22 protein-coding genes are annotated in these 14,567 nt (G+C 34.6%); 19 read left to right on the top strand and 3 right to left on the bottom strand.

The window, feature by feature from the left end:
• The first annotated feature begins 71 nt into the window (after window positions 1–71).
• From ACR1PN_RS15705 to ACR1PN_RS15695, 3 genes are all read left to right on the top strand, one after another.
• The gene (locus ACR1PN_RS15705) at window positions 72–905 is read left to right on the top strand and encodes a GLPGLI family protein (RefSeq protein ID WP_433980795.1); all 834 of its coding nucleotides are present in this window, start codon (window positions 72–74) and stop codon (window positions 903–905) included.
• A 58-nt stretch (window positions 906–963) separates the two neighbouring features.
• Window positions 964–1,464, top strand: a complete 501-nt coding sequence (locus ACR1PN_RS15700; protein WP_433980794.1) for a low affinity iron permease family protein — start codon at window positions 964–966, stop codon at window positions 1,462–1,464.
• An 83-nt stretch (window positions 1,465–1,547) separates the two neighbouring features.
• Window positions 1,548–2,384, top strand: a complete 837-nt coding sequence (locus ACR1PN_RS15695; protein WP_433980793.1) for a GLPGLI family protein — start codon at window positions 1,548–1,550, stop codon at window positions 2,382–2,384.
• Between the two features lie 42 nt (window positions 2,385–2,426).
• Here the strand turns inward: ACR1PN_RS15695 and ACR1PN_RS15690 are convergent, their stop codons facing one another.
• The 3 genes from ACR1PN_RS15690 to ACR1PN_RS15680 form a co-directional block, all read right to left on the bottom strand.
• Window positions 2,427–5,138, bottom strand: coding sequence for a hypothetical protein (locus tag ACR1PN_RS15690; protein ID WP_433980792.1), 2,712 nt, complete (start codon window positions 5,136–5,138; stop codon window positions 2,427–2,429).
• A 117-nt stretch (window positions 5,139–5,255) separates the two neighbouring features.
• Window positions 5,256–6,227, bottom strand: a complete 972-nt coding sequence (locus tag ACR1PN_RS15685) for a hypothetical protein (RefSeq protein WP_433980791.1) — start codon at window positions 6,225–6,227, stop codon at window positions 5,256–5,258.
• Window positions 6,227–6,640, bottom strand: coding sequence for a hypothetical protein (locus ACR1PN_RS15680; RefSeq protein ID WP_433980790.1), 414 nt, complete (start codon window positions 6,638–6,640; stop codon window positions 6,227–6,229). The genes ACR1PN_RS15685 and ACR1PN_RS15680 overlap by 1 nt, the downstream gene beginning before the upstream one ends.
• Window positions 6,641–6,883: 243 nt before the next feature.
• Between ACR1PN_RS15680 and rplC the strand changes: the two genes are divergently transcribed.
• The 16 genes from rplC to rplF all read left to right on the top strand — a co-directional run bounded on the left by rplC (window position 6,884) and on the right by rplF (window position 14,555).
• Window positions 6,884–7,510, top strand: a complete 627-nt coding sequence (rplC, locus tag ACR1PN_RS15675; protein ID WP_378176728.1) for a 50S ribosomal protein L3 — start codon at window positions 6,884–6,886, stop codon at window positions 7,508–7,510.
• Window positions 7,501–8,130, top strand: coding sequence for a 50S ribosomal protein L4 (gene rplD, locus ACR1PN_RS15670; RefSeq protein WP_080777785.1), 630 nt, complete (start codon window positions 7,501–7,503; stop codon window positions 8,128–8,130). Before rplC ends, rplD begins: the two co-directional genes overlap by 10 nt.
• A gap of 3 nt (window positions 8,131–8,133) precedes the next feature.
• Complete coding sequence (gene rplW / locus ACR1PN_RS15665; protein WP_042720941.1) at window positions 8,134–8,424, top strand: 50S ribosomal protein L23; 291 nt, start codon at window positions 8,134–8,136, stop codon at window positions 8,422–8,424.
• 22 nt (window positions 8,425–8,446) lie between these two features.
• Window positions 8,447–9,268: a 50S ribosomal protein L2 gene (gene rplB, locus ACR1PN_RS15660; RefSeq protein WP_072953574.1), complete on the top strand. Its 822-nt coding sequence runs from the start codon at window positions 8,447–8,449 to the stop codon at window positions 9,266–9,268.
• A gap of 2 nt (window positions 9,269–9,270) precedes the next feature.
• A complete protein-coding gene (gene rpsS / locus ACR1PN_RS15655) occupies window positions 9,271–9,549 on the top strand; it encodes a 30S ribosomal protein S19 (RefSeq protein ID WP_002983209.1) in 279 nt (92 codons plus the stop codon).
• 2 nt (window positions 9,550–9,551) lie between these two features.
• Window positions 9,552–9,950: a 50S ribosomal protein L22 gene (gene rplV / locus ACR1PN_RS15650; RefSeq protein WP_034678017.1), complete on the top strand. Its 399-nt coding sequence runs from the start codon at window positions 9,552–9,554 to the stop codon at window positions 9,948–9,950.
• 7 nt (window positions 9,951–9,957) lie between these two features.
• A complete protein-coding gene (gene rpsC, locus ACR1PN_RS15645; RefSeq protein ID WP_047482435.1) occupies window positions 9,958–10,701 on the top strand; it encodes a 30S ribosomal protein S3 in 744 nt (247 codons plus the stop codon).
• 97 nt (window positions 10,702–10,798) lie between these two features.
• On the top strand, window positions 10,799–11,224 hold the full coding sequence (gene rplP, locus ACR1PN_RS15640; protein ID WP_175620689.1) for a 50S ribosomal protein L16: 426 nt from the start codon (window positions 10,799–10,801) through the stop codon (window positions 11,222–11,224).
• Between the two features lie 12 nt (window positions 11,225–11,236).
• Window positions 11,237–11,422: a 50S ribosomal protein L29 gene (gene rpmC / locus ACR1PN_RS15635; protein ID WP_089745117.1), complete on the top strand. Its 186-nt coding sequence runs from the start codon at window positions 11,237–11,239 to the stop codon at window positions 11,420–11,422.
• 12 nt (window positions 11,423–11,434) lie between these two features.
• Window positions 11,435–11,689 carry a 30S ribosomal protein S17 gene (gene rpsQ, locus ACR1PN_RS15630; protein ID WP_034678021.1) on the top strand — a complete coding sequence of 85 codons (255 nt, stop codon included), beginning with the start codon at window positions 11,435–11,437 and terminating at the stop codon, window positions 11,687–11,689.
• A gap of 2 nt (window positions 11,690–11,691) precedes the next feature.
• Entirely contained in the window at window positions 11,692–12,060 is a 369-nt protein-coding gene (gene rplN / locus ACR1PN_RS15625) for a 50S ribosomal protein L14 (RefSeq protein ID WP_007839504.1), read from the top strand.
• Window positions 12,061–12,080: 20 nt separating this feature from the next.
• Window positions 12,081–12,407 (top strand): 50S ribosomal protein L24, encoded by a 327-nt coding sequence (rplX, locus tag ACR1PN_RS15620; RefSeq protein WP_072953568.1) that lies wholly within the window; start codon window positions 12,081–12,083, stop codon window positions 12,405–12,407.
• 13 nt (window positions 12,408–12,420) lie between these two features.
• Window positions 12,421–12,972, top strand: a complete 552-nt coding sequence (gene rplE / locus ACR1PN_RS15615; protein WP_433980789.1) for a 50S ribosomal protein L5 — start codon at window positions 12,421–12,423, stop codon at window positions 12,970–12,972.
• A gap of 3 nt (window positions 12,973–12,975) precedes the next feature.
• On the top strand, window positions 12,976–13,245 hold the full coding sequence (gene rpsN / locus ACR1PN_RS15610; protein WP_027387207.1) for a 30S ribosomal protein S14: 270 nt from the start codon (window positions 12,976–12,978) through the stop codon (window positions 13,243–13,245).
• A gap of 348 nt (window positions 13,246–13,593) precedes the next feature.
• Window positions 13,594–13,992, top strand: a complete 399-nt coding sequence (gene rpsH, locus ACR1PN_RS15605; RefSeq protein WP_312075270.1) for a 30S ribosomal protein S8 — start codon at window positions 13,594–13,596, stop codon at window positions 13,990–13,992.
• Window positions 13,993–14,009: 17 nt separating this feature from the next.
• Complete coding sequence (rplF, locus tag ACR1PN_RS15600) at window positions 14,010–14,555, top strand: 50S ribosomal protein L6 (protein ID WP_433980788.1); 546 nt, start codon at window positions 14,010–14,012, stop codon at window positions 14,553–14,555.
• Window positions 14,556–14,567: the final 12 nt, after the last annotated feature.

Genomic DNA, 14,567 nt, shown 5'->3' with positions numbered 1-14,567 from the left:
ACATTATACATAAACACTATTATGTATTGCAAGGTTCTAAATTTTTTGTATATTTACTCAAAATATACAGAATGAAAACAGTACTATTATTTTTAATGTGCATAACGTTGCCCCTAACTGCACAGACTCACAGGTTTATTTATGAATATCATTACAAGATGGATTCTACAAGTGTCGAACCTCGAAAAACAAGCATGGTTTTAGATGTCAATCCGGAAGATGTGAAATTTTATAATTACGATTTTGTACTTACAGATTCAACAAACAAAACCAAAGGGCAAAATCATGTGATCTGGGATGATACTCCGGCAATCACAAGAAAGAGAAATTCGGATGTGAATGTAAATTATATTGTTTTGCAGAATATGTTTGCTGTAGAGACTCAGGATAAGATAAACTGGAATCTTCAGAATGAGACCAAAACTTCAGGTAATTATTCCTTACAAAAAGCAACCACAAAATTTGGTGGCAGAAACTGGACGGCCTGGTTTACAAAAGAGATTTCCCTGAACGAAGGACCTTATAAATTCCGGGGCTTACCGGGAATGATTTTTGAGATTTATGACGATAAAAATAATTTTAAATTTTCATTGGTAAAAAGCTATAAGCTCAATAAAACATATGACACATTTGGTATTCTTGAGAACTTCGGAGGTCAGAAACCGGTAAAAATTCCCGAAAGCAAACTTAAAAAAATGATGCTTGATCATTATAATGATCCTTTGCATGAATTTAAAGAACACATTAAAAACAATACAGATCCTACAGCTAGATTTATGGTGATGGGAATTGAAGTAAAAAGCCCTGAACAGATGAAGGAACTCTCTGAAAAAGTGCAGGACAACATCCGTAAAACCAATAATCCTATCGAAATAGATAAAGCCATCAGATATCCTGAAAAATAAAAGTAACTCTGCTGAATTCGGCGGAGTTTTTGTTTCTTTACGATAAAAGTTCTAAACAATGTCAAATTCAGATAAAAGTATTTTTGAAAGATTTGCCAATTGGGCAACCAAATTTACAGGAAGTTCTTATGCATTCTTAGCTGCAGTCGCAATTGTTGTTATTTGGGCGGTTTCCGGTCCGGTTTTTCATTATTCCGAAACTTGGCAGTTGGTCATCAATACTGGTACAACCATTATTACTTTTTTGATGGTTTTTCTTATTCAGAAATCTCAGAATAAAGATTCTAAAGCGATTCAGATCAAATTAAATGAATTGATTGCTGCTAACGAAAAAGCCAGCAACCGAATCGTTGATATTGAAGATTTAACCGAAAAAGAACTCGACCAACTTCACTGTTATTATGAGAAGCTTGCAGATTTTGCAGAAGATGATGAAGACATCCATGCTTCACATTCTATTGATGCAGCAAAAAGAAATCAGGATAAAAAACACGATGCATTCCGAAAACGACATGACGAATGGCTTACCAAACAACAGTCTGAGGAAAGCAGAGGGTGAATTTATCACATTAAAGTGTTTTTTTAGATGAAAGTAATCCGGGTTAATTTTTTTCACGTTACTTTTGTGATTAGAGTTTTCGTATGATGAAATTTTTATTTTCAATTCTGATACTTTGTTCAGCTTTAGTTTTAGCACAAACCAAAATTTTGGGCGATTTTTCGATGAAACCGTCTTCATATTCTGCAAAGGTCTTTGAAAAGAGCAATTTTAATATTTATTATCAATTTAAATTTTTAAAAGATATTAAACTGTCTCAAAATCCGAGAGAAGGGTTATGTGTATTGCAAATTGGCGAAAACTATTCAAAATTCAGCGATGTTAAAATATTAAAGACCGATTCTCTGTTTGAAAAATTTTCTCATCTTGATAATAACGGAGCCAAGGAAATGAATCAACTTTTAATGTATAAACCTTTATGGGAAATGGAAAGTCTGAAATCTTCTGCAGACAAAAAGATTATTTACCAAAAAAGATACAAAACTAAATATCAATATGAAGAACAGCAGCCGGAATTCACATGGCAGCTTCATAACGATTCAAAAAAAATTCTTAATTACAATTGCAAGAAAGCAACCGCAAAATACAGAGGAAGAGAATATATAGCATGGTATGCCTCAGAGATTCCTGTAAATAACGGTCCTTACGTTTTTGAAGGATTGCCTGGTTTAATATTAGAAATTGAAGATTCAAATAATAAATATCATTTTACAGCAGTTGGAATTGATAAAAAGCCAATGGATATTTATTTACGAAACGATAAAGAAATTCTGAAAATAAGTCGTGAAAAATTCAGAGAAGTTGAAAAAACATATCATGATAATCCGGGAGCTTTTCATGGGAAAGCTTTAAATGCAGATGGTTCACCAATGATTATAAAATCCAAACCATTACTTTATGATCCTTTCGAATTAGAATAAAAAACAAAGCCTTACAAACTCTGTAAGGCTTCATTTTTAAAATTATCTTTTCATAAAATAATCGAAATAGCTACAGCTTCCCGAAAGTTCTCTCGCCGTTTCGGTATCAGAAAACTGAGATTTCAGTTGAGTAAAATAGGTGCGATATTTCTGATTTTTTAAATTGTCCATCTGCTTTTGATGAGCATCGTTTTTCTCAGACCATTTCGGGTCAGAATAATCAATATTGGCTTGATGTTTTGCTTCATACTGATAATATTTACCCTGTTCTGCACTTGCCATCTGAAAAAGTATTCTCGCTTTCTGTTCTCTGTCGGCTGTAAGATCAAATGCTTTTTTATAATAATTGATGGCTAAATCAAAATTATCAGGTTCGATGAAAGTTGTGTACGTGAAATTCTTGTAATAATACTGATATGGATTTTGTCTTTCGGTTGCCCAGAAATCATATTTTCCGCCGTTGCTGTTATCAACATCCATTACGAAAAGTTGTCTGTAATATCCTAAAATCGAAGTGTTGTACAAAACATTTCCGATTAGCTGATTGGCTTTGGCAGCTTTTGCATCTCTCCCTGTTCCTATTTTTTTTAGCTGAACCAATGCATCGGCTAATTCAAGCTTATTCATTTTAGTTTTGATGAAAGGGAAGGCAGAATAATCTTCTGCTTTCATACTTTCTGCATCCGAACTTTGGAAGCTTTCCCAAACATTATGTCCGAAAACCAGATTCGGAATATTATTGTAGCCGTCGTAATTCGAGCCATCGTAAACCAGTTTTTCATAATTGCCGGTTTCAGGATTGTATCTTTCATAATTCTCTCTTGGAATTCCGGAAAATTTCAAAGCTTTTTGATAATAAGCTTTTGCTTTATTAAAATCGGCTAGTCGCATGGCTCTGTCTCCGTAAATATCGGCAAAAAACGCATCAATGTCTCCTACATTATCCAGGTTTTTAGCAATGATTTGCTGCTCAAATTGTGTTTTATTCGGTTTTCTGTAAAATTCTTCAACACTTTTTACCAGGCTTGAGTTCGGATTATATTGCAAGTCGGAAAGCTTATTATTCATCAGGAAAGACTTTCCGTCTTCACCTTGCAAGAAATAACGGTTTGCCAACACATCTTTCAGAAAATCTGCTGTCGATGGAGCTTCGCCATAATAATCGTACTCATTTGCTTCTGTGCTGTCTTTTTTTACAGGCTCTTTTTCAACAAAATATTCGGCATAATCTTTCATTAAATGGTCCTCATAATCTGCATCGATTTTGGGTTGAGAGACAATATCATTCAGAACTTTCATTCTCTTGATTTCTTCAAGATACTCAGGATTATTGGTTTTAATATCTGCTAAAATATCACTGCTTTCTTCGTAATCTTTTTTCAGGAATTTTAAATAAGCGTCTGCAATCTGCCAATATTCGTCAGTGGATTTTTCTTTAGTTTTAGCCGTAAATTTTTCTAAGTCATCGATAAAGTCTTTCTGGTTTTGATCTTCAGACCAGTAATAGGAATTATTTTTAACGAAAGTTGGAATTCTGTCCGGGTTTTCAAAAAGCTCATCATTACTTTGGTCAGCTTTGTCATTTGTTTTATCAGATTTTTTTCCACCAAAAAGATTTTTAAAGAAGAGAACAATTTTCTGCCAGAAACTCAGTTCCTTTTTCTTGACTTCTGTCTTTTCTGTTGTCGTTGCTGCATTGTCTTTTTTATCTGCAGTTTTTTCTGAATCTTTTGAAGCATAATAATAGGTCGGAAGATAATTTCTTTCCAGTTCATTGATGCTTCTTGCAGCCATTACTTTAAGGATTTCAGAATTCGGATCGATTTCGTACATCTTTTCCATCATCGGAATCGGATTCGTAAAATCTTCGTATCCTAAAAGAAAATACGCCATGTTTTTTTCTTCATTGGTTCCTGCTCTTTTCATAATGTTGTTGAAAGAAGCAGAATCTGAAAGTTTCATCGAAACAAATGACGACTCTTTACGGCTTTTTGAGTTCATAAAAACCTGAAAGAAATTCCAGTTGGCCTCATTTCCCAATTGAAGACCTCTTTGAGCTCCTGCTAACTGATCAAGTGCCATATAATAAGGCGCACCTTTTAATTTGATGGGCTGAACATAGGTTTTGAAAGCCTGAACTGCCGCATCATAATTTCTTGTATAATGATTAAATCTAACCAATTGATAACCGTAACGCTGTTTAATTTCGGGATTTTTTGCTGCGTTGTATAGTGAAGTTAGTGCCGAAATGGTTTTGTTGTAATCTAGTTGCGTTGCATTTTTATCATTTTCGCTTTCCCGATAATAAAAAGAATCTGCACCTTCCACGAAATTAATTCTCATGTAAGGTTCGAGATATTTTGCTTCAATTAAATAATCGACAGCTTCACGGTATTTAGCATAAAAGCCATTTCCTAATTTTTTTAAAAGCTGATTATTGGGTATTCCTTTTTTTAAGGCATTCAAATCATTCAGGCTGATTTTGTTCACCAGATAATCGGTCTCGGAATAGCTCATCTGATTGCCAAAGAACTTTCGCCACGACTCAATATTTTCATCAGGAATCTGAGAGGGCTTATAGTTGGTGTAAAATCGATCAGAATAATTATGTAAAAAAGGAAGATACGATTTGTCTTTTATAATACTTTGCATAAAAAGATTAAAATAATCATGATCCGGATCAGACCAAGCGCAGGCTTCGGTTTTTGTAAAGAAAAACGATGCAACAGCAATGCTCAGGATATACTTTTTCATATTGATATAGGTGTTTTTATTTGTTTTTTTGATTTCCACAGATAAATTATTATTAAATAGAAATAAAATCTGTGCAAATCTGTGAAATCTGTGGGGTTTAAAGATTTTAGTTTAGCATCAAAAATTCCTGCCCTCTACAAATTTACTATCTAATTGATAATATATAATGTTATAAGTGTCGATTTTTTTATCTAAAAACTGAATGGCATTTTCAAGTTGATCTTCAGAAATTTCTTCGATTTTTATTTTAAAACCTTTGTTAAGCAAGTTTCCAAAATAAAATCCGTCTTTCAGAATCTCGGCTTCACTGTCGGAAATCTTTTTGAAGTCAGGATTGTTTAGATCTTTTATCGAAAGTGCATTAATAAGTTTATGTTTTCCCAAATGGTTGGTGACAATTCCCCAAGAATAAATAGGGAGAGCAACTTCAATTTTCTTTATCGGATAATCTTCCAGTTTTGCTAAATAACTTTTCAGAGTATTCAAATCTAAAATCGAATTTTTATCTGAATTTTCCAAAGGCGAAGAAGTAGAATAGCACATCAGATACACTTTTTCAACGGGCGGAATTCCTGTGAGGTTTTTGTCCTTTACCTGATGAAGCCGCAAAGTGCAGGTAATTTGTTTTTGTGAAATTTTTTTCAGCTGTTTTAAAAATTCAAAATAATCATCTTTCGTTCCGGAAGTCCAATCACAGTCAATTTGAATTTCCTGGTTAACTTTAAGATGATAATCTGCGATTTTCTTTAGAATTAAATCATTTATTTTTTCTGCCAGAAAAGGTATTTCTTCTTTCTGTATATTAATAAAACTTCGGTTGGTTATGAAAATTGTCGGAATGATTTCTTTTCCTGTTTCAAAACTTTTATCTTTGGTAATGACGGCAACAGGCTCAAATTTCCCACTTAATTTGTCAACATCAAAAAATCTCACATATAATGAAAGAGCATTGGTTTTATCTAAGGCTTTTTTTTCAATATCATTAAGTTTAAGATTGGTCTTCCAGTAATAGAACGTGTAAGGATGTTTTTCTTTTTGGCTGCAAGAAGTGATGAACAGAAAAACAAAAAGATAAGATAGAACTTTCATTATTTGTAAAGAATACTTTCACAAGGGCAGTTCATTTTTGCCATGTCTGAAACGGGGCAACAATCATTTGATTTTTTTATATTCCCTTTTTCGTCGGTAAGGTAGATTTTTTCTTTGTTAAACTTTACGTAAAAAGTTTCGTTGTAAGTTTTGAAATGTACCTTCATCACTTCTGGGTTGTATTTTCCGGCATTGATTTCTTCTTTGGTTTCTCTTCCATCTGCCTGATTAATCTGCAGAAAACCGAAGTGCACGTTTCCGTTTTTCTTTACATCAAGATAATAAGCTGGAGTTCCGGAACCGCTCGCTCCGTCATCGATATTAAAATCTCTTTTTCCTGTAAAAGGAATCTGTGTCTGTGAAAATAATGCTGCACTGAAGCAGAACAGGATGATGGCAAAAATAGCTTTCATAGATCTTTTTTCTCAAAATTAAAAAATTATTCAGAACAATTTTGTTTCAAAAATGATGCAAATCTGCTAAATGATTAAAAATCAAAATATTTTACATGAAATATTTGTCAAATTAAATTTTATTCATAAATTTGCACACTCATTTTAGGGGAGGAGTATGCCTAAATTCAAACTTAGTAATTACTTGAGTGCCCGAAAAATGACAGTGAACCCAAGAAAATTTTATAACATATTATATAAATAATGTCAGGTATTATTGGTAAAAAAATCGGTATGACATCTTTGTTTGACGAAGCGGGGAAAAACATTCCTTGTACAGTTATTCAAGCAGGTCCATGCTCGGTTTTACAGGTCAGAACCATTGAAAAAGACGGTTATAAGTCAGTTCAATTAGGTTTCGATGACAAGAGTGAGAAGAACGTTGGTAAAGCGTTAGCTGGTCATTTCAAAAAGGCTGGTTCAGCTCCTAAAGCTAAGTTGGTAGAATTCTACAGAGAATTCGTAGACGAAGTAAAAGTAGGAGAAGAAGTAAAAGTTGATTTGTTCTCTGAAGGAGAATATGTTGACGTAACAGGAACTTCAAAAGGTAAAGGCTTCCAGGGTGTTGTTAAAAGACACGGATTTGGAGGTGTAATGCAGGCAACTCATGGTCAGCACAACAGACTTAGAGCTCCAGGTTCTATCGGTGCTGGTTCAGACCCTTCAAGAGTATTCAAAGGGATGAGAATGGCTGGAAGAATGGGAGGTAAGCAGGTAACTGTACAAAACCTTCAAGTATTAAAAGTGGATCAAGAACAAAATCTTTTAGTAGTAAAAGGTGCTGTTCCGGGAGCTAAAAATTCTTATGTAATTATCAGAAAATGGAACTAGTAGTATTAAATACATCAGGAAAAGAGACCGGAAGAAAAGTAACTCTAGACGAAACAGTATTCGGAATTGAGCCAAATCAGCACGCGGTTTACTTAGAAGTAAAACAGTACCTTGCTGCACAAAGACAAGGGACTCATAAAGCAAAAGAAAGAAGCGAAATCACTGCTTCTACTAAAAAACTTAAGAAGCAAAAAGGATCTGGTTCTGCTAGATACGGTGATATTAAATCTCCAACTTTCAGAGGTGGGGGTAGAGTATTCGGACCTAAGCCAAGAGACTACAGATTCAAATTGAACAAAGCTCTTAAGAGATTAGCTAAAAAATCTGTTCTTTCTCAGAAAATGAGAGATAACAGCATTAAAGTATTAGAGGCTTTCAATTTCGAAACTCCTAAAACTAAAGAGTTTATCAACATCAATAACGCTTTAGGATTCGAAGGTAAAAAATCTCTTTACATCTTAGATGAAGCAAACAAGAATGTTTATTTATCTTCAAGAAACCTACCTAAGACTAAAGTTCTTACTTACAACGAAATTAGCTCTTATGACCTAATCAACGCAGGTGAGATCGTATTCTTAGAAGGTGCTATCGAGAAATTCCAAGAAAATTTAAAGAAATAAGTCATGTCTATTATTATTAAACCAGTTATCTCAGAAAAGGCTAATTACCTTACAGATTTAAGAGGTTCTTATTCTTTCTTAGTAGATACTAAGGCGAATAAAATCCAGATTAAAAAAGCTGTTGAAGCGGCTTACGGTGTAAAAGTAGCAGACGTTAACACAATGATTTATGCTCCGAAGGTTTCTTCGAAATACACTAAAAAAGGTCTTCAAGTAGGAAAGACAAACAAATTGAAAAAAGCGGTAATCAAACTTGCTGAAGGTGAGGTTATCGATATTTTTGCTGTAAATTAATTATTAATTATAAATAATAGTAATGTCTGTTAGAAAATTAAAACCTATCACCCCGGGACAGAGATTCAGAATTGTAAACAATTTTGAGGAAATTACTACCAACAAACCAGAGAAATCTCTAACAGTTGGTATTAAAAAGTCAGGTGGACGTAACCAAACAGGTAAAATGACCATGCGTTACACCGGAGGTGGACACAAAAAGAAATACAGAATTATTGACTTCAAAAGAAACAAAGCAAACGTTGAAGCAACTGTAAAATCTGTAGAATACGATCCAAACAGAACTGCATTTATCGCTTTATTAGAGTACGCAGACGGAGAGAAGAGATATATCATCGCTCCAAACGGTATTAAAGTAGACCAAAAAGTAGTATCAGGTGAAAGCGTAGAACCAAACGTAGGGAACGCAATGAAATTGAAAAACATTCCATTGGGTACTGTAATTTCTTGTGTTGAAATGAAGCCTGGTCAAGGTGCAATTTTAGCAAGAAGTGCTGGTTCTTCAGCTCAACTTACTTCAAGAGACGGAAAATATGCAATCATCAAATTGCCTTCAGGAGAATCTAGAATGATCCTTACTGAATGTATGGCAATGATTGGTTCAGTTTCTAACTCTGATCACCAATTAACGGTGTCAGGTAAAGCTGGTAGAAGCAGATGGTTAGGTAGAAGACCAAGAACAAGAGCGGTTGTAATGAACCCGGTTGATCACCCAATGGGTGGTGGTGAAGGACGTTCTTCTGGAGGTCACCCAAGATCTAGAAACGGTAAACCATCTAAAGGTTACAAAACTAGAAAGAAAAACAAAGTGTCTAACCGTTACATCGTATCTAAAAGAAAATAATTATGGCAAGATCACTTAAAAAAGGACCGTTCATTCATCATACTTTAGATAAGAAGGTTCAGGCAAATATAGAGTCTGGTAAGAAGACAGTTATCAAAACTTGGTCTAGAGCATCTATGATCTCTCCGGACTTCGTAGGACAAACTATTGCTGTACACAACGGGAAATCTTTTATCCCTGTATATGTTACAGAAAACATGGTGGGTCACAAGTTAGGCGAATTTTCTCCAACAAGATCTTTCAGAGGTCATGGTGGTAACAAAAACAAAGGAAGCAGATAATCATGGGATCAAGAAAAAGAGAAAGTGCATTAGCACGTAAGTTAACAAATCAGGATGTAGCGAAAGCGTTACACAATGATTGCCCGTCTTCTCCAAGAAAAATGAGATTAGTAGCTGATATCATCAGAGGAGTAGAAGTAGAAAAAGCTTTAAGCATTCTAAAATATTCTAAAAAAGATGCGTCAAACAAATTGGAGAAAGTTCTTCTTTCTGCAATGGCAAACTGGCAAACTAAAAACGAAGGTGCTGATATCGAAGAGGCAAACCTTATCGTTAAAGAAATTTTTGTAGACAGTGCAAGACAATTGAAGAGACTAAGACCAGCTCCACAAGGTAGAGGGTACAGAATCAGAAAAAGATCAAACCACATTACACTAATCTTAGGTACAAAAGAAAAATAATCAAGGTATGGGACAGAAGACAAATCCAATTGGTAACAGATTAGGTATCATCAGAGGATGGGATTCTAACTGGTTTGGCGGAAACGATTATGGAGACAGAATCGCGGAAGACTACAAAATCAGAAGATACCTTGAAGCAAGATTATCTAAAGGTGGAATTTCAAAAATCTATATTGAAAGAACACTTAAATTAGTAACAGTTACAATCACTACTGCTAGACCGGGACTGATCATCGGTAAAGGAGGTCAGGAAGTTGATAAATTGAAAGAAGAGTTGAAGAAATTGACTAAAAAGGATATTCAAATCAACATCTTCGAAATCAAAAGACCTGAGCTTGATGCAGTATTGGTTGCAGACAGCATTGCTAAGCAAATCGAAAACAGAATCTCTTACAGAAGAGCTGTGAAGATGGCAATCGCTTCTACAATGAGAATGGGTGCAGAAGGTATCAAAGTTCAAATCTCTGGTAGATTGAACGGAGCTGAAATGGCAAGATCAGAATCTTTCAAAGACGGAAGAATTCCATTGTCTACTTTCAGAGCAGATATCGATTACCATATCGGTGAAGCTCTTACTCAATACGGAAAGCTAGGAGTAAAAGTTTGGATTATGAAAGGTGAAGTTTACGGTAAAAGAGAACTTTCTCCATTAGTAGGACAACAGAAAAAAGCACCAGCTGGAGGTAGAGGCGAGAGAAATGACAGAGGTGGTGACAGAAAACCAAGAAGAAATAATAACAACAATAACTAAAATTTTAGATAGAAATTTTGAATTTTAAATTACCGTTACTTTTTTAAAATAGAAAAATCTAAAATCTAAAATCTAAAATCTAAAAATTTAGAAATTTATGTTACAACCAAAAAGAACCAAATTCCGTAGAGTTCATAAGATGAAAATGAAGGGGATTGCTCAGAGAGGTAATCAACTTGCTTATGGTACTTTCGGAATCAAAGCTACAGAAGGAGCTTGGATCACGGCAAGACAAATTGAAGCAGCTCGTATCGCTGCGACAAGATATATGAAGAGAGAAGGTCAACTATGGATCAAAATCTTCCCGGATAAGCCAATTACTAAAAAACCTGCGGAAGTACGTATGGGTAAAGGTAAAGGTGCTGTGGAATATTGGGTAGCTGTAGTAAAACCAGGTAAAATTATGTTCGAAATCGGAGGGGTATCTTACGATATCGCTAAGGAAGCTTTAAGACTTGCTGCACAAAAATTACCGGTAGTTACCAAATTTGTAGTTGCGAACGATTTTGTTAAACCTCTTTAATCTCTGAATACAATGAAAAAAGCTGAAATTAAAAATCTAAGCGCGGGAGATCTTCAAAACAAACTAGCTGAAGCTAAAGCTGAATTCACAAAAATGAAATTGGCTCACAAAATCAGCCCACTTGAAAACCCGATCCAAATCAGAGATTTGAGAAAGACAATCGCAAGATTAAACACTGAGTTAACTAACAAACAATAATTTCATTTTACAATGGATAGAAATTTAAGAAAAGAAAGAATCGGAGTGGTTTCCAGCAATAAAATGGAAAAAACTATTGTTGTTAGCGAAACTACAAGAGTAAAGCACCCGATGTACGGTAAATTCGTTTTGAAAACGAAAAAATATACTGCACATGACGAGAACAACGAGTGCAACGAAGGAGATACAGTTTTAATTTCTGAAACTAGACCTTTGAGTAAGAGCAAGAGATGGAGATTAGTAAGAATCATTGAAAAAGCTAAGTAATAATGTTACAAACAGAATCAAGATTAAAAGTTGCTGATAACACAGGTGCGAAAGAAGTACTAGTTATTAGAGTTCTGGGAGGAACCAGAAGAAGATATGCTTCAGTTGGTGATAAAATCGTTGTTACAATCAAAGATTCTACACCATCAGGAAACGCTAAAAAAGGTCAGGTATCTAAAGCTGTAGTAGTAAGAACTAAAAAAGCAGTGAGAAGAAAAGATGGTTCATACATCAAATTCGAAGACAATGCTTGTGTATTACTAAACGCAGCGGGAGAAATGAGAGGAACACGTGTTTTCGGACCAGTTGCTCGTGAGTTGAGAGACAAAGAATATATGAAAATCATTTCATTAGCTCCTGAAGTACTTTAATATTTAAAATTTTAAAAAAAATGTCAAAGTTAAAAATAAAAAGAGGAGATAACGTAATCGTAACTACAGGTAAGAAAGGTCTTAAAGGTAGCACAGGTGAAGTTATTGAAGTGATCAAAAAAGAAGGAAGAGACCCTAGAGTTATCGTTGCAGGACTTAATATCGTTAAAAAACACGTTAAGCCTTCAGCTTCTAACCCTCAAGGAGGAATCACTGAGAAGGAAGCTTCTATTCATATCTCAAACGTAGCTTTAGTTGGTAAAGACGGAAAAGCTATCAAAGTAGGTTACAAAATCGAAGGAGATAAGAAAGTAAGAATCAACAAAAAAACGGGTGAAACTTTATAATTTTAAATAACACATGGAATATATAGCAAGACCCAAAAAAGCATATAAAGAAACGATTATTCCAGCAATGATGGAAGAATTCGGATACAAATCAGTAATGCAGGTACCAAAACTTGAGAAAATTGTTTTATCTCAAGGTTTAGGAGACGCTACTGCTGATAAAAAAATCATCGATTATGCTGTAGAAGAACTTACAAATATCACTGGTCAAAAGGCTGTTGGTACAATCTCAAAGAAAGATGAAGCTGCTTTCAAATTAAGAAAAGGTATGCCTGTAGGTGCTAAGGTAACTCTTAGAGCAAACAAAATGTACGAATTCTTAGACAGACTTACTTCTTCTGCTTTGCCACGTATTAGAGATTTCTCTGGTATTAAAGCTGAAGGTTTCGATGGTAGAGGTAATTATAACTTAGGTATTACTGAGCAGATTATCTTCCCTGAAATCGTAATCGACAAAGTAAAGAAAATCCAAGGGATGGACATTACTTTCGTTACTACTGCGAAAACAGACAAAGAAGCTAAAGCATTATTAACTCACTTCGGTTTACCATTTAAAAAGAACTAAGAAATGGCTAAAGAATCAATGAAAGCGCGTGAGCGCAAAAGAGAAGCACTAGTTGCTAAATACGCTGATAAAAGAAAAGCTTTAAAAGAAGCAGGTGATTACGAAGGACTTCAAAAATTACCAAAAAATGCTTCTCCTGTAAGATTACACAACAGATGTAAACTAACAGGTAGACCAAGAGGATACATGAGAACGTTCGGAATTTCCAGAGTAACTTTCAGAGAAATGGCAAACAACGGTCTTATCCCGGGAGTTAAAAAAGCTAGTTGGTAAGCAATAAAATTCTACAGCTGACTTCTATATTTTTATAAGTCAGCTGTATTTTAATAAATAGAGTACAAAATTAAGTCGGGGTAGAGGCAGAGAAAAAAATAAATAGTATTATTTTTTTTTGTATTTTTGCACCCGCTCAGGAAAATTATTATTTCTTGGGAGACTAATCTTCATTTTGGCTATGTTTATTAGAATAAAATGAAATTAAAAAAATCAAAGTGATAATTAAGTTGTTGAGATACTGCAGGTAAGGGAATCAGGTGAAGAAATATTCGGAACCATATAGTCTTTAATCTCCAAGTCTTTTCAATACTGGTTGTCATTAAACCAATAATTTAAAACAAAGAAATGGTAACAGATCCAATTTCAGATTTCCTAACTAGAGTAAGGAACGCACAAAGCGCAGGCCACAAAGTGGTGGAAATTCCTGCATCGAAAATCAAAAAGGAGATTACTAAGATTTTATTTGATCAAGGGTATATCTTAAACTACAAGTTTGAAGATAACGCTGTTCAGGGAAACATCAAAATCGCTTTAAAGTACGACAAGCAAACCAACAAACCGGCTATCAAGTCTATCCAAAGAGCTTCTAGACCAGGTTTGAGACAGTACAAAGGTTCAGCTGAGCTTCCAAGAGTACTAAACGGTTTGGGTATTTCTATCATCTCTACTTCTAAAGGAGTAATGACTGACAAGAAAGCTAGAGAAGAGAAAGTAGGCGGTGAAGTAATCTGCTATGTTTATTAATTTTTAATCAAAGGAAAATGTCAAGAATTGGTAAAGCAATTATAACAGTTCCCGCTGGTGTTACCATCACTGAGAAAGAAAGTGTAGTAACAGTAAAAGGTCCTAAAGGAGAACTTTCTCAGGAGCTTACAGAAGGAATTACTATTGAGCAAAAAGATGGAGAACTGAACGTAAACAGACCATCTGATGCTAAACAACACAAAGCGCTTCACGGTTTATACAGAGCGTTGATCAACAACATGATCGTTGGTGTTTCACAAGGTTTCGAAAAGAAACTGGAATTAGTAGGGGTAGGATACAGAGCAGCTCATGCAGGTCAAAAACTTGAGTTGGCTTTAGGATTCTCTCACGGTATCGTTTTAGAACTTCCAAACGAAGTGAAAGTTGATACATTGACTGAAAAAGGTAAAAACCCAATTATTACTTTAACGTCTCACGATAACCAACTTCTAGGGATGGTAGCTGCAAAGATCAGATCTTTCAGAAAACCTGAACCATACAAAGGAAAAGGGGTAAGATTCGTAGGAGAAATTGTTAGACGTAAAGCTGGTAAATCTGCTTAATAAATTTTAAGA

It is taken from the genome of Chryseobacterium sp. RLHN22 (assembly GCF_051011795.1).
GTDB classification, from domain to species: Bacteria; Bacteroidota; Bacteroidia; order Flavobacteriales; family Weeksellaceae; genus Chryseobacterium; species Chryseobacterium zhengzhouense.
This window is presented reverse-complemented; position numbering and strand designations above follow the sequence as displayed.